14 protein-coding genes are annotated in these 13,829 nt (G+C 38.8%); 10 read left to right on the top strand and 4 right to left on the bottom strand.

Annotated elements, in window-relative coordinates; all coding sequences use genetic code 11:
• Window positions 1-100 precede the first annotated feature (100 nt).
• A complete protein-coding gene (locus NC797_RS13180; protein ID WP_272437259.1) occupies window positions 101-1,846 on the top strand; it encodes a sigma-54 interaction domain-containing protein in 1,746 nt (581 codons plus the stop codon).
• Window positions 1,847-1,983: 137 nt separating this feature from the next.
• On the opposite strand, the gene nhaC is transcribed toward NC797_RS13180, so the two are convergent.
• Window positions 1,984-3,405 (bottom strand): Na+/H+ antiporter NhaC, encoded by a 1,422-nt coding sequence (gene nhaC / locus NC797_RS13175; RefSeq protein WP_272437258.1) that lies wholly within the window; start codon window positions 3,403-3,405, stop codon window positions 1,984-1,986.
• A 306-nt stretch (window positions 3,406-3,711) separates the two neighbouring features.
• Between nhaC and NC797_RS13170 the strand changes: the two genes are divergently transcribed.
• The 6 genes from NC797_RS13170 to prpE all read left to right on the top strand — a co-directional run bounded on the left by NC797_RS13170 (window position 3,712) and on the right by prpE (window position 8,991).
• Window positions 3,712-3,978 (top strand): (2Fe-2S)-binding protein, encoded by a 267-nt coding sequence (locus NC797_RS13170; RefSeq protein ID WP_272437257.1) that lies wholly within the window; start codon window positions 3,712-3,714, stop codon window positions 3,976-3,978.
• A 2-nt stretch (window positions 3,979-3,980) separates the two neighbouring features.
• Window positions 3,981-4,313, top strand: coding sequence for a (2Fe-2S)-binding protein (locus tag NC797_RS13165; protein WP_272437256.1), 333 nt, complete (start codon window positions 3,981-3,983; stop codon window positions 4,311-4,313).
• Entirely contained in the window at window positions 4,313-5,512 is a 1,200-nt protein-coding gene (locus tag NC797_RS13160; RefSeq protein WP_272437255.1) for an NAD(P)/FAD-dependent oxidoreductase, read from the top strand. Before NC797_RS13165 ends, NC797_RS13160 begins: the two co-directional genes overlap by 1 nt.
• Window positions 5,513-5,590: 78 nt before the next feature.
• The gene (locus NC797_RS13155; RefSeq protein ID WP_272437254.1) at window positions 5,591-6,466 is read left to right on the top strand and encodes a dihydrodipicolinate synthase family protein; all 876 of its coding nucleotides are present in this window, start codon (window positions 5,591-5,593) and stop codon (window positions 6,464-6,466) included.
• A 53-nt stretch (window positions 6,467-6,519) separates the two neighbouring features.
• A complete protein-coding gene (locus NC797_RS13150; protein WP_272437298.1) occupies window positions 6,520-7,950 on the top strand; it encodes an aldehyde dehydrogenase family protein in 1,431 nt (476 codons plus the stop codon).
• Window positions 7,951-8,250: 300 nt separating this feature from the next.
• Window positions 8,251-8,991 carry a bis(5'-nucleosyl)-tetraphosphatase PrpE gene (gene prpE / locus NC797_RS13145; protein ID WP_272437253.1) on the top strand — a complete coding sequence of 247 codons (741 nt, stop codon included), beginning with the start codon at window positions 8,251-8,253 and terminating at the stop codon, window positions 8,989-8,991.
• A 205-nt stretch (window positions 8,992-9,196) separates the two neighbouring features.
• Here prpE and NC797_RS13140 read toward each other — a convergent pair whose 3' ends face one another.
• The 3 genes from NC797_RS13140 to yjbM form a co-directional block, all read right to left on the bottom strand.
• Window positions 9,197-10,036: an RluA family pseudouridine synthase gene (locus NC797_RS13140; protein ID WP_272437296.1), complete on the bottom strand. Its 840-nt coding sequence runs from the start codon at window positions 10,034-10,036 to the stop codon at window positions 9,197-9,199.
• Window positions 10,037-10,132: 96 nt separating this feature from the next.
• Complete coding sequence (locus tag NC797_RS13135; protein ID WP_272437252.1) at window positions 10,133-10,933, bottom strand: NAD kinase; 801 nt, start codon at window positions 10,931-10,933, stop codon at window positions 10,133-10,135.
• 38 nt (window positions 10,934-10,971) lie between these two features.
• Window positions 10,972-11,586: a GTP diphosphokinase gene (gene yjbM / locus NC797_RS13130; RefSeq protein ID WP_272437251.1), complete on the bottom strand. Its 615-nt coding sequence runs from the start codon at window positions 11,584-11,586 to the stop codon at window positions 10,972-10,974.
• Between the two features lie 157 nt (window positions 11,587-11,743).
• Between yjbM and NC797_RS13125 the strand changes: the two genes are divergently transcribed.
• The 3 genes from NC797_RS13125 (at window position 11,744) to NC797_RS13115 (ending at window position 13,792) form a co-directional block, all read left to right on the top strand.
• The gene (locus NC797_RS13125; RefSeq protein ID WP_272437250.1) at window positions 11,744-12,322 is read left to right on the top strand and encodes a CYTH domain-containing protein; all 579 of its coding nucleotides are present in this window, start codon (window positions 11,744-11,746) and stop codon (window positions 12,320-12,322) included.
• Between the two features lie 178 nt (window positions 12,323-12,500).
• Complete coding sequence (locus NC797_RS13120; RefSeq protein ID WP_272437249.1) at window positions 12,501-12,902, top strand: globin domain-containing protein; 402 nt, start codon at window positions 12,501-12,503, stop codon at window positions 12,900-12,902.
• Window positions 12,899-13,792, top strand: a complete 894-nt coding sequence (locus NC797_RS13115; protein WP_272437248.1) for a ClpXP adapter SpxH family protein — start codon at window positions 12,899-12,901, stop codon at window positions 13,790-13,792. Before NC797_RS13120 ends, NC797_RS13115 begins: the two co-directional genes overlap by 4 nt.
• Window positions 13,793-13,829 lie beyond the last annotated feature (37 nt).

The raw sequence follows: 13,829 nt of genomic DNA, 5'->3' as shown, positions 1-13,829 counted from the left end.
CAGTTCAGGATAAATGTGTTTAAATTTTTATAAAGGTGAGGTTTACTGCCCGTGAATCTGTGACAAAAGAATTTTTGATTAGCTACAAGGGGGAATCGAAGTGAAACATTTGTTACCAAGTATAGAAAAACTCATTCATAAAAATTTTACTATGATAGTGAACAATGGAGATATTTTTCAACATGACTGTAATCCTGTTATTTTCCAAAAAAAACAAAACCAGTATTACTCGCTCTCCAATACGGTCTTTAGCAACTTAACTGCTTACAATGTATCAACAGATGATATGCCTTGGAATCAAGCCGAGATCATAAATTTGAACGAAGACTGGCAAACGATCGCTGAAAAAATCACCAATTACGATCACCTACTTGTTATGAATCAATCCACCGTTATTGGTTACCTAGTATCTTCTGAAATAGCCCATATCGCTCTCCAATCTTACACCTATTTAAAAACCTATTATGATACAATTCTAGATACCACTGACTCTAGTATTTCTGTTATTGATAAAGACAAAAATACGGTCGTTTGGACAAGTGGTGCAGAAAAATTGTTTTCCATTAAAAAGGAAGAGATCATCGGCAAACCAATGACAGATTTTTTCCAAAACCAAATGCTAGAAAATATAAACACATTAGAAACCGGGAAAAGTGTTCGTCACAAACAGCATCAGCCTAGAGAAGATTTGTTTGTCTTGATCAATACAAATCCAGTTAAGATCGGTGAAGATATCGTCGGTGTCGTCGTAACGGAGACAGACGTCACCTACCAAGTGCAACTCAATAAAGAATTAAACAATGCGAACAAGACAATTCAAACTCTAAGGGAAGAAGTGTCACGTATTCGGCCATCCTACAATCCTTTTAATGCAATAAAAGGTTCTAGCGCACCAATAAGAAAAACGATTGAAAAAGTAAAACAAATTGGTACTACTCAAGCAAGAGTGTTACTACTTGGCGACTCTGGCGTTGGAAAAGAATTGTTCGCTAGAGCCATACACGATATTCGCACAGACGAGGTCGCTCCGTTTATCGCTGTTAACTGCGGAGCAATTCCTCCATCTTTGTTTGAAAGTGAATTATTTGGTTATGAAAAAGGAGCTTTTTCTGGGGCAAATACACAAGGTAAAAAAGGGAAATTCGATTTAGCCAAAGGGGGCACACTCTTTCTCGATGAAATTGGTGAGCTTCCATTAGAAATGCAAGTAAAATTTCTCCGTGTGTTGCAAGAAGGTAAATATTACGCTGTTGGCGGGACAAAACAAAAGCAAACCGAATGCCAAATCATAACAGCAACGAACAAAGATCTCCAAACGCTAATTGATGAAGGCAAGTTTAGAGAAGATTTATATTATCGTCTAAACATTGTTAGTATAAAGATCCCACCGTTACGAGAACGAATTGAGGATGTAGTAGAATTAAGCCACATGTTTCTATATGAATTTGCTACTAAATATAATCGTGAAGTCAACGAAATTCCGAAAATGATCATGCGGGCTCTGCTAAGCCATCATTGGCCAGGTAACATAAGAGAATTGCGTAATGCGATCGAACGGCTTGTCGTCTTTTCCGTTAACGGAGAGTTAGATATTCACGACCTTCCATTCCAAACCGACCCAAGTCAATTGAACAGCGTCGACATTTTTGATACACAAACATTAACAGAGAGGAAAAAGGGTGTTTCTTCTTTAAAAGAAGAAATGGAAACGCACGAGAAAGATATTATTATAATAGCATTAGAGCAAGCCAAACATAATAAAAACAAGGCAGCGGAATTGTTAGGTGTTTCTAGAGCAACGCTTTATAATAAAATGAATAAATTAAACATTTCAGATACCACCTGATTTTATTATCCATTAAAAAATCGGCATTCGCCTTTTCTTATAGCAAGTGCCGAAATTTCTTATGCTTTAATCCTTCAATATTTATGCTTTCTTAAAGTGAGGAAAAGACACCGGATTGTTCCGATGCCTTTTCCTCACTATGCTGATTGATCAACGTTTTGCTGGGATTTCTTATCTAGCCAGAAATTTCTACCTTTATAACCAAAGTACACTGTCACGATGATGCTAATAAAATTTAACCACATAAATGGCAAATACTCTAACGTAGAAACCCCCAACACTGCTGTCATATAGACACCCGCATCCGACCAAGGTACCATTGGAGCCGTTAACGTACCACCGGCCTCTGTGTTTCGTGATAAGGCTCTACGATCAGCACCCATCTCATCGTATAACTTTTCGGTAATTTTTGTTCCCGTAATCATGGATACGTAAGCAGCACTACCAAAGAAATTACCAAAGAATGCGGATAGAACGGTTGACACGGTTAATCGACCAGACTTTTTCTCTTTCCCGTTTTCTACCCAATTTTTGAACATACTACTGAAGGCATATAGAACGCCAATACGATCCATTAATCCTCCTAAACCAAGAGCAAGCAATATAAGCGCAATGACACCTAGCATTGCTTCTATACCTCCTGCGTTCAGAAGACTATCTAAAAAATCAATTCCTGAATCGATCGAAAAACCATTATAAGCCGTTTTTATTGCCTCCACACTATCCATTCCTTGGAACCAAATCGCCCATAAAATACCTAACAGGGCGCCAAACGAGATTGTTGGAATAGAAGGTTTTTTCATTGCTAAAAGTGCAATAACAATAACGGCAGGAAGCAAGGTGTACCAGTGGATAGAGAAATTTTCACCTAGTGCAGTCGCTACAGATTCAGCACGACTTAAGTCAGCTGAACCACTAACATAAAATAAACCAACTACAGTAAAAAGCACCGCTGTTATAATATAAGTAGGCACACTAATAAAAAGCATCCCTTTAACGTGGTCTATTACATCAATTTTAGATAAAGATGCCGTCATAACGGTTGTATCAGACAACGGAGACAACTTATCTCCAAAATAGGCACCAGATAATACCGCACCAGCCACTAGCGGTAATGGAACTCCAAAGCTCGCACCGATTCCCATCATAGCGATACCAGCTGTTCCAGCAGTTCCAAATGAAGTACCAGTTGCCAGTGATGTGATGGAACAAATGATCATCGTAGCTAATAAAAAGATAGACGGGTGTATCATTTGCAGACCATAATAGATAAGCCCAGGCACTACGCCACCAGCAATCCACGTACCAATTAAGGCACCAACGGTAAATAGCACTAATGTAGCCTCAAGTCCATTGTAAATCCCTGTTAATATGGAATCTTGTAATTCTTTGTACGTATGCTTCAACTTTAGCCCCAGACCGATAAATAAAAACCAGGAAGCAAATAATGCCAGTTGAATAGGTAATGCTAGCGTCGAGACTGACAAAAACATAATGACTAAAAACAAACATAAGACAGTAACAACTTCCAATAGTTTTGGCTCTTGAATACGACTCATAAAATATTAGTATCCTCCCTTAAAATTATTCCGTTTGGTAACGCTTTCAAATAATAATCTACTATCCTCCCTTTTTCAACCAATGATGCAAATACTATGCCAAGCCAAGACAGTACATTTAATATCCAGAATATCGTCATAAATACTGGTCAACCTTTCACTTTGTCTAATTATTTAAACATCAACCGTCTAATAATTTAGACCAGTGTAAAAAAATCAAATCAAGGCACAGAACTCGGTAAAAGCAATAGAAAGTTGGCATGATTATTGCAATTCTTATTTATAACCACACAAGGAGGGTCAGTCATGAATGAAAAAGATATAATCATATGCCGTTGCGAAGAAGTTAGTTACGAAGACATTGTTCATCTAACAGAATTATATCAGTGTTCCTCAAGAGAGATAAAACTAAGAACTAGAGCAGCTATGGGCTACTGCGGTGGTAGAACATGCCGAAACCTAGTCGACCAAATTGTTTCGGAAATAAAGAACGAACCGCCTGCTGACAATATCCCGTTAACGTATCGCCCTCCAGTTCGCCCAATTCCTTTTAGGTTATTTGGAGGGGAGTAAAAATGGCTTCATTAAGAATAAAAGAACATCCTATACTAACGGTCGATCAACATGTTCCTGAAATTCAATTTGAATTTAACGGGAAAATATACACCGCTAGAGAAGGCGATACCATCGCAAGTGCCCTTTTATTAAACGGTATTCGTACGTTGCGTGTGCATGAAGAAACAGCTTCGCCCCGAGGAATTTATTGCAATATCGGACACTGTTTTGAATGTAGAGTAACGGTTAACGAAACAGCCGAAAAGAGAGCGTGTCTTACCCCGTTAGAAGATGGCATGGTCATCCATTCAGGTCAACGACTTCCCACCCCCTTTAAGAAAGGAGAAGAATGATGAATCAACTGGTGATCGTTGGCGCTGGACCAGCAGGACTGTCTGCCGCTATTGCAGCTGCAAAAAATGGAGTGAACGTGACCGTCATCGATGAGTTTATGAAACCTGGAGGTCGGTTACTTGGCCAGCTTCATGAAGAGTCTAATGGAATTTGGTGGAACGGCGTAGACGAAGCAACTAACCTTTTTAACGAAGCAATCGAGTTTCATATTCAATTTCAGTTCGAAACAAGTGTGCACCATGTCAAAAAGCATTCAAATCATTGGGACATTCAAACTGACAAAGGAATGTTTAAAAGTCAGGCATTACTTGTTGCTACAGGGGCGGCTGAGCACAGTATTCCTCTACCAGGATGGACGTTACCAGGTGTCATGTCGATCGGAGCTGCACAAGTTATGGCCAATGTCCATCATGTAAAGCCAGGCCATCATGGAATCATTATCGGAATAAACGTGTTATCGATAGCTATTGCAAGAGAACTAAAATTAGCAGGGGTTCAACTAGAAAGTATCGTTTTACCGTCTTGCAATCTATTAAACAAAGAAGCAAGTCAACCAGGAGTAGTTTTTCAAAAACTTGCTAAACTAGCTCACCTTGCCCCCTCCCCTCTATTTAAAATGGGAGGGTTCCTTACCAACAAATTGTCGTTTTTAGAAAAATTAGTAGTACGCTCTTTTCCCAAAAATGGGTTAAAAGCATGGGGAATACCGATTCAGATACGAAGAGCAGTCATAGAAATTTTAGGAGAAGAAAAAGTCGAAGGTGTGAAAGTGGCGGACATTACACCATCAGGGGTCATTATGAAAGGGACGGAAAAAATTATCGATGTTGATTTTGTTTGTATCGCAGGTGGCTTATACCCGCTTACAGAATTAATTGGGGTAACGGCTTGTCCTTTTAAGTTCATCCCTTCACTTGGCGGACATGTTCCTGTCCACAATGAGCAAATGCAAACACCCGTTGAAAAATTATATGTAGCCGGTAACATAACTGGGATAGAAAGCGCTAAAGTGGCAAAAGCACAAGGGAAAGTTGCAGGGTTATCTGTTGCTCATGACTTACATTACTTGCAAGATCACAACGCAATTGATGATGCAGTTCAACACGTAAAAAAAATGCGTGATCATGCGCTAATCCAATTCCATCCTGATATTAACAAAGGAAGAAATGAATTGAATGGTGCATCGATAACCAACTAAATCTTCTTGTCTAATTCTATAAAGTTGGCATTATTATTGCATTACTATCATTGAATACTAATAGAGGAGTGATTTTTTATGGCACGTTTTGAAGGAGTCTATGTAGCGCTCGTTACACCTATGACAGATGATTATAGTGTGGATACAAACCGCTTACACGAAATTTGTGAATGGTTAATAAATGAAGGTGTTGCTGGTCTTATTCCTGCCGGTTCTTTAGGTGAATATGCAACGTTATCTGATCAAGAACGAGCAACTGTTGTAGAAACCGTAATGGAAGCTAGTAAAAACAAGGTACCTGTTGTAGTTGGTACTGGGGCTCCAGCGACAAAAGACGTTGTATACTGGGCAGAACACGCCAAAGAAAAAGGTGCAGAAGGTCTCATGGCTCTACCACCAATTAATTACAACCCATTAGAAAATGAAGTGATCTATCATTATGAGGCATTGTCAAAAGTTGGGTTACCGATTATTGTGTATAACAATCCTCGCGATTACGCAACAGATCTTACTCCAGATTTTCTTACCAAATTGAGTAAGCTAGACAATGTGGTTGGGGTAAAGGAATTTAGTGGGGATGTTCGTCGAGTCCATGATATTAAAGAAAAAACCGATTTAGAAGTGCTAATTGGTGTAGATGATTTGGCTATGGAAGGCCCTATCAGCGGGGCAACTGGCTGGATTTCTGGTGTTCCAAACGCTCTTCCTAAAGAGGGAATTGAACTTTTCAACCTAGCAAGAACCGGTAAAATTGACGAAGCATTACCCTTATATCGGAAATTATTACCTTTATTCCATTACGATGCAGAACCGCAATTAGTTCAAGCTATTAAATATATGATGGAACTTGCTGGCCAGCCCGCTGGACCAACACGCCCACCTCGTTTACCATTAACAAATGAGGACTATATTGCTATTAAAAATGCCTATTTACACGCAGTAGGCCAACCTTAAGACTATAGTTTATTTTAAAAGGAGCTGATAAAGTGACAGTAACAGAGCAACGAATCGTTACACAAAACTGGATTAATAGTGCATGGGAAAAAGGTAATGGGAAGTCCATTGCGGTAAAAAACCCATCTGACCTTTCCGAAACGGTCGGTGAGATTACTTTTTCCACTTCCGATCAAGCCAAAGCAGCTGAAGTTTCTGCACGTAATGCTTTTAAAGAATGGAAAAGCTTAACCGGCAACGAGCGTGGACAATACCTTTATAAAATGGCTCAAGCGCTAGAAAACCACGCTGAGGAGCTCGCTGAATTAGCATCGAGAGAAATGGGTAAGCCCATCGGAGAAATGAAAGGGGAAGTGGTACGTGGCATTCAATTATTAAACTATTACGCTGCTGAGGGCGTCCGTTCAGATGGAGACGTAATTCCGTCTACTACAAAGGGCGTACTACAATATACGAAACGAATCCCATTAGGCGTCGTTGCTTTAATTACGCCATGGAACTTCCCTGTTGCTATTCCCATTTGGAAGCTTGCACCTGCCCTTATTTGCGGAAACACCATCGTTTGGAAACCGGCTGAAAATGGTTCACTCACAGCATTTAAATTATGCAATATAGTTGAAGAAGCAGGCGTTCCAAAGGGCGTTATTAATCTTGTCATTGGTCAAGGAAAAGAAGTTGGTGCTTACCTTACAGAAGAAGCTAATATGGATGCCGTTTCATTTACAGGATCTACTGCAACAGGAACAAAGCTAGCAGGAATTTGTGCACAGCGTAACATCAAGTACCAGACTGAGATGGGCGGAAAAAATGCTGCAGTCGTACTAAATGATGCAGACTTACAAACAGCCCTTCCTCCTATCGTAAGTGGTACATTTCGCTCTGCAGGCCAAAAATGTACAGCGTCAAGCCGCATTATTGTAGAAGAAGGCATTTTTGACGAGTTTATAGATGCATTAAAACAGGAAATGAAAAACGTCCAATTAAAACATGCTCTAAATGCAGATGCGTATTTAGGACCAGTTGCATCTAAGGAACAATTCGAAAAAGTAACATCATATGTAGAACTAGCAAAAAACGAAGCAGAAGTCATATACGAAAAAGAAGATGACCCAGGCTATGACGGCTATTACATCAACCCAATTGCAGTAACCGGAGTAACAAGTGACCATCCTTTATTTCAAGAAGAAGTGTTTGGTCCGCTCACAGTAGTCATAAAAGTCAAAGATTATGATGAAGCGGTAAATGTTTTAAACAAATCTAGCTATGGTCTTAGCGGCTCCATTTTCACCAATAATTTGAACAAAGCACATCAGTTTATGGAAGATGCTGAAATCGGTATGGTTCGTGTAAATTTGGAAACTGCTGGGGTAGAATACCAAGCTCCGTTTGGCGGGTTAAAACAATCCAGCTCTCATACACGAGAACAAGGACAGGCGGCATTAAGCTTCTACTCCAATATTAAAACGTGTGCCATTAAGTATTAACAAAAAATTGAATGGATTGTAAGCTGTGGAGAAAGATTTAACGATCTTTCTCCATTACTTTAAGAACAGGCAGTAACTCCCCCCTACTGATTGGTATGTCAATACTAAACTGAACAGTTTTTTAAAGGAACATAAACTTGTTCACAGCTCTCTAAGTTGTAGCACTTTGTTTGAAGCTTTTGGAGGACTTTTTATAAGAAATACAATTATCTCAAATACATTCGCATTACCTATACTATGAAAAAAAGTGGGAAAGATAAATATGTCTTTCCCACCCTGTTTTCAATGGAGGATAATTTGATGAAGATCGATATTATTGGAGATATTCATGGTTGCTCAGAAGAACTTCATGCTCTTTTTTTGAAATTGGGATATGATTTAGTAGGCGATATTCCAGTTCATCCAGATGGAAGAGTTCCGATCTTTATAGGTGATTTAACCGATCGAGGACCTGATTCGATTGGCGTAATCCGTCTTGTATATCGAATGGTGATTGAAAAAAAAGCAGCTCGATATGTTCCTGGAAACCATTGCAACAAACTATATCGCTACTTTCAAGGAAATCCAGTTAAAGAACAGCATGGTCTTGAAACAACTGTTGCAGAATTCAAACAGCTAACAAGTAAAGACCAAAAACAGATCCAGCATATGTTTATCAAGCTGTATGAGACTTCTCCGCTATACCTGGAAATCTCAGAAGTTGATGCCATTATTGCACACGCTGGAATTCGCGAAGACATGATCGGCAATAAAAGCAAAAAGGTACAAACTTTTGTTTTGTATGGAGATATCACTGGTGAATTTCATGAAGACGGGCGACCTGTTAGAAGAGATTGGGCAAAGAGTTATACGGGTAACCGTTGGATTGTATATGGTCATACCCCTGTATGTGAACCAAGGAAAGTGAATAAAACGATGAACATCGATACAGGCTGTGTGTTTGGAAATGCCTTAACTTGCTTTCAACTACCAGAGGAAAAAACAATTTCTGTTCCATCTAATCAGCCGTTCGTCGAGGAAAAATTTCATTCCTTTTTATAAAGGTTATCGTAATAATTTTAAAAGTGGGCATTTATTCCGTTATTTAAGGTGAAAGTGATTTTTTGGGAATGCTCGCGGACATATGTTCCACTATTTATCAAAAAAAACTGATTTGCTTTAATTCTCACAAACAGTGTAATAAATGTCCGCTAACCCATTTTGATTAAAGCAACAAATGTCCACCAAAAAAGCAAAAGCCGATACGTCACAGTAATCGGCTAATATCATCGGGTAACTTTGAATGAAAGGTTAACCTTTCATTTGTCGTTGGATGGGTAAACGATAGGGATTTACAATGAAGCGCTTGCCTGTTCAGTGTTTCTGTCATTCCACCGTATAAGCTATCTCCAACTAACGGATGCTTAATAAAAGCAAAATGCACACGAATTTGATGTGTCCTACCCGTTTCCAATTTCACATGAACAAGCGTATAGCTGGAATTCTCCAGTTCCACCTGATAATGTGTCACAGCGTGCTTCCCATCCGCGGTTACTTTTCTTTGTATGATAGAGGTTGGATCTCTTCCAATTGGGGCATCGATGGTTCCTTCTTTTTGTGTAAGCTTTCCTTCGATCATCGCATAGTAGCTTCGGTTTACTAGCCCATTTCTTTGATCTCTTGACAACAAGGAGTGACTGTAGCGATGTTTTGCGATTAGTAGCAATCCGGAAGTATCCCGATCCAATCGTGTTACAACATGTATCGTATATTGGATGTTCTTTTTCTCATAGTATCCAAGCAACCCATTCGCAATCGTGCCTGAGGGATGGTGTAATGATGGGATTGTCGCTATACCTGGTGGTTTTTCCAGAACAAGAACATCATCGTCTTCATACACGATCGTTAAATCGATGTCCTCTGTCTTCATAAATGAACCACGCACTTCTTCTGGAAGTAGGATTTCCAAACAATCCCCTGCTTTTAAGTGAAACCGTACAGTTACAGGTGTATCATTGACGATGATGCCGCCACCATCAAATTTTACTACCTTTATCATTCTTTTAGAAAAACCTCTTACTTCCTTTAAATAATCTCGGATGATCATGCCTTCCTGTTCTGCTGTAATTTCCCATTTCACTTGGTGCCACCTTTTCTTTCTAGAAGATGCTCCGTTATTTCGTGTCTTCGCTTGAACACACACTTATAGTTCGTCTGAAACAAAAGAATCACGCACACGTTTCCAAAACGGAAAAGACCGAAAACGTGCAAACCGAATTTTTTCTTTCGCTACTCGACATTCAATCGATTGTACATTTGCGTAGCTTTTTGTTATATGATCAATAGAAATTAAGAAGCTTCGATCATACAAAGGCTTTAATAAACAGTCATGATGTTGCGGTAAAATAAGTGGGGATCCGATCGTACGGAATACCCGATTATTAATTGAAGCCATTTCCGTAATTTGAATTGATGGTAACGAAGGGTGAATAATACCGCCGCCAAGAGCCTTGTTGTATGCCGTGCTTCCAGATGGCGTAGAAATACATAGTCCATCCCCACGAAATGTTTCAAAGTGTTCTCCCTTTATCTCTATGTCAAGTACTACCGAACCCTCTGTTGTTTTAACAGAACATTCGTTCAGAGCTAGAAATTGATCCTTTTGGCTATCGGATTTAGGATTTATGATCACCTCTAATAACGGGTATTCTACAACCTGGAAAGGTGTTTTGGCAATTTCAATAATTAATTTTTCCACTTCTTCTGGCACCCAATCTGCGTAAAATCCTAGATGCCCAGTATGCACCCCAATAAATGCAGTATCTTTTAATCGGTGCACATATGTATGAAAGGCTTCCAAAAAAGTACCATCCCCACCTACTGAAATCGCTAAATCTGGCGCATCTTCATCATATATTAAATCAAAATCGATTAAATATTGCTTAATTCTAGTCTTTATTTCGTCTGATTTCTTATCTCCCTTAGACAGTATGGCAAATTTCATGTCGCTACCCCTTTCTTCTAGAATAATCATAGGTTACTTCATTTCTTTTTATGCTGAAAAATAAGATGCGCTTCCTGTACTTCTCCCCTAATTTGAGACATTTCTTCATCCAACTTAAAAGCTGCCTCTGCTGCTCGTTTAAGTCTTGATTTTATCTTGTCCGGTATTTGACCTGCATATTTGTAGTTTAAAGAATGTTCATTTGTTGCCCAAAAATTCATTGCAAGTGTTCTGATTTGGATCTCAGCTAAAATGTTCTTTTCACCATGAATCGTTTCGACTGGGTACTTTACAATAATATGATAGGAGCGATAGCCACTTTCCTTCTTTTGTGAAATATAATCCTTTTCTTCTACAATTACGAAATCGTTTCTTGATTTGAGCATGTCAATCACGGTGTAAATGTCATCAACAAACTGACAAACAACACGAACCCCTGCTATATCCTGCATCTCTTCTTCAATATGATTTCTCCCTATATTTCTGCGTTTTGCTTTTTCTAATATGCTGGATGTTGGTTTTACTCTGCCTGTAATAAATTCTATCGGAGAGTGCCTTGACTCATATTGAAATTGGGCTCTCATCCCTTTCAGTTTTACCTTTAATTCCTCAACCACCTGTCCATATGGCGCAAGGAATACCTCCCAGTTCATATCCTGCATCACCTTGCCTTTTTCTCATCGTTGTGATCCAAAGTAATTGTATCACAAAAATATATATTGCACGGAAAACGTATATGTAAAAAAAGGTATCTTTTGCTTTTTTGCTCCTTTTTCACCATAATGAAAAATAATTAGGAGGTGGGAAAACATGTCACAGGAAATCGAAATCGAATACAAACAGCTTTTAACCAAAGAGGAGTATGAACGTATACATGAACGGTTCTCATTCACAACCGTACCTTCCCAACTTCAAACGAACTATTACTTTGAGACTCGCGATTTCCAATTAAAGCGTGTTGGTGCAGCTTTGCGAATAAGAGAAAAAAACAGCACCTGGAAGCTAACTTTAAAGGAACAGCATCACAAAGGTCTACTCGAAACACATGACACACTTACTGAAAAAGAGGCTATGTCATGGATCAGTGGAAAGATATTGCCTAAACAAAATGTGACTAAGCAATTGAAAAAGCTGGAGGTTTCCAATGATCAGTTGGTTTACTGGGGATCTCTTGTTACAAAACGAAAGGAATTAGCAGTTGGACAAGTACTACTCGTTTTAGATGTTAGTAAATATAATGGCAGGAAAGACTTTGAACTAGAAATAGAAGCAAAAACCAAAGCCGCAGGAGAAACGTTTTTCAACGAACTAATTGCAATGGAACATATTAGTCCAACTCCAACAATGAATAAGATTCAGCGCTTCTTCAACACACTACCAAACAAATAAGTTGCCCTTCCAGCATGAACGTTGCTAAAATATACTACAACTATAATTTGAAATTCTCTAAAGAGGATGTTAAAAAGGTCAGCAAATGATACGCGGCGCGTCTGCTTGTTCCATTTTTATCGACTTTTTAAACAAGTATTTAAAAATAATAGGATTTAAATATACAAGGATGGTTTAAATGACTCGATCAGGTACGATTTATGAAGCAATTGGTGGTAACAAAACAATTGGAAGACTAGTGAAAGCATTTTACAAGAGAGTTGGAAACCACCCTGATTTAATCCCAATTTTTCCAAGTGATTTGACGGAAACAGCACGAAAACAGATACAATTTTTGACACAGTTGTTTGGTGGACCTGCTCTTTACTCAGAAGAACATGGCCATCCTATGTTAAGAAGAAGACATTTACCGTTTCAAATAACACCTACTAGAAAAGATGCGTGGTTAGAATGTATGGAGGCAGCTCTTGATGAGGCTGAAATTGAAGAACCCTATCGCAGTGCCATTTTTGATCGTCTAACGTTAACTGCTCAGCATATGATGAACACACCAGAGGACGAGAAAGGAGAATCCATGTGAACTGGAAATCGTCTGGAATATCAGATAACCAGAACACAAATGTAAAAGCACAATATGGCTTTGTTGATTTTTTACAAAAGCCTGTTGAAATTTATGTATTTATTGACCCCTTATGTCCAGAGTGTTGGTCGCTAGAGCCCTATCTTAAAAAACTCACGATTGAATATGGAAGATATTTCACGATCCGTCCTATCCTGAGTGGACAGCTTGCCACCTTAAATAAGGACAAGTTTGACCGCCCTCAGGATTTGAGGGATATATGGGAAAAAACTGCAAAACGAACTGGTATGAGTTGTGATGGTGATTTGTGGATTGAAAACCCTATTTCCACTCCTTGGCTTGCATCTTTAGCGATCAAGGCTGCTGAGCTCCAAGGGAAAAAAGCTGGAAGAAGATTTTTGAGGAGACTCCAAGAATCTTTGTTTCTCCACAAAATGAATATTGCTGATGAAACAATATTATACCAGTGTGCAGTAGAATCAAAATTGGACTTAGATGAGTTTCAATATGATCTCTATTCTGCTTCAGCAAAAAAAGCTTTTCAGTGTGATTTAAAGCTTACGAAAGAAATGGATGTCGAGTATATTCCAACAATGGTTTTCTTTAACCAATCTGCAGATGAAGAGGGCATTAAAATATCTGGTTTATACCCTTATACAATTTATGTAAAAGTATTGAAACAAATGCTTCAAAAGGATCCAACTCCAGCTCCAAAGCCTGAACTAGAAGATTTCTTAGCACACTATGGTTTTGTCGGCAACAAGGAAATTTCCGTTGTATACGATTGGTCAAACGTAAAAACAGCGAACGAAATGAAAAAACTACAGCTAAAACAACTTGCCAAAAAAGTCCCAGTTAAATACGGTACCTTTTGGAAATATATTGGTTAGCTATTTGTTACGTATGGTGCCTTTTGAGTACATCGAT

This window comes from Terrihalobacillus insolitus, assembly GCF_028416575.1.
GTDB lineage: Bacteria > Bacillota > Bacilli > Bacillales > Amphibacillaceae > Terrihalobacillus > Terrihalobacillus insolitus.
The sequence above is the reverse complement of the archived record's forward strand: the minus strand, read 5'-3'. Positions and strand labels throughout refer to the sequence as shown.